Source organism: Candidatus Nanopusillus massiliensis (assembly GCF_920984865.1).
The window spans coordinates 567,193-568,378 of the sequence record NZ_OV100765.1 but is presented as its reverse complement, the minus strand read 5'-3'; the positions used below and the strand labels follow the sequence as shown (position 1 = coordinate 568,378).

Here is a 1,186-nt window from a genome sequence, read left to right as displayed (position 1 = left end):
AAAAGATCTAAAAGAGTTTNNNNAAGAACTAATATTAACCATTCACATCTGGAAGAAAGAAATCAGAATTTCTAATATTATACTCTCAACAAGAAATGATTAGATATAATTCTTTTTTAAAGAAAATTAATCAGTTAATGAAGACATTTTCCGANNNATATGTTGGAATGGTATTAACAATACCAATGATAATAATATCTGTTGGAGTAATGTTATTATCAATGATTACAGCAAACATACAATATAAATATTCAGGGAATATTAGNAATAATTACATATATAGGATTACCTGTTATTAATATTGGCTTTATAATTCTATTTGATAAATTAACAAAAGAATGAAGGAAGAAATAATTGATATATGTATTTAATAATTCTTGTATTTCTATTTTATTTTGTATTTAATTTTGGCATTTTAAATTCAATTGTAACTGGGTTAATGGCTGGTATATTTCCTTATTTAATTTATCAAACAATTGTTAATAATATAGAAAAAGAAAAAGAGGAACAATTTATTAGATTTTCAATTGATTTAATTGGATTATTGAAATCTGGATTATCACTACCAATTGCATTAAAACAAATTGAGGCAAAAAATGATTATGGAAGAATTAATGAATTGATAAAAAATTTATCCTCAAGAATTGATTGGGGTGTAAGTATTGAAGATTCATTTACGCAATTTGCGAAAGAAAGCAATAATAGAATGATTAAGAGAACAATACAATCTTTAATAGATAATATAAAGAAGGAGGAAATCTTGAACAAGGTTTGGAAGCAATTATAAATAGTATATTGGAGATTAGAAAAATAAAAGAAGATAAAAAGGTGGAAATACATGAAAATATAATTCATTGATATATTTATTTGCCTTTTTCTTAGGTATAGTATTTACATTTCAAGTATTTTTATTACCATTCTTACAAATTTCATTACCTGGACNNGTATCGAATGTTAATTTTAATTTTATTAATGATCTAATGTATTATATGTCAATAATTCAGGCAGTTTTTGCTGGATTGTCTATGGGAAAGATGTGATGANGATTCATATAAAGCTGGAGCAAAATATGTAGCAATATTTCTATTTATGGTTATAATATTATTTAATATTGTACTTCCATTTGTTCCAAAAGGTATGTTTTTAATAAATATAAATATGTAAAACTATTTCTTTGCTTTCATAA

2 protein-coding genes (1 of these 2 cut by a window edge) are annotated in these 1,186 nt (G+C 23.2%); both read left to right on the top strand.

What is annotated here, in order from left to right:
* Nucleotides 1-103 carry the 3' end of a type II secretion system F family protein gene (locus LUA84_RS03685; protein ID WP_231434496.1) on the top strand. 170 nt of this gene lie to the left of the window's left edge, so only the last 103 of its 273 coding nucleotides appear in the window; its start codon lies beyond the left edge, outside the window; its stop codon occupies nucleotides 101-103.
* A 258-nt stretch (nucleotides 104-361) separates the two neighbouring features.
* Nucleotides 362-787: a type II secretion system F family protein gene (locus tag LUA84_RS03680; protein ID WP_231434495.1), complete on the top strand. Its 426-nt coding sequence runs from the start codon at nucleotides 362-364 to the stop codon at nucleotides 785-787.
* Nucleotides 788-1,186: the final 399 nt, after the last annotated feature.

Bases quoted from the DNA above. Each gene is read 5' to 3' on its own strand.
- LUA84_RS03680 (WP_231434495.1), top strand. From the start codon at position 362: ATGTATTTAATAATTCTTGTATTTCTATTTTATTTTGTATTTAATTTT.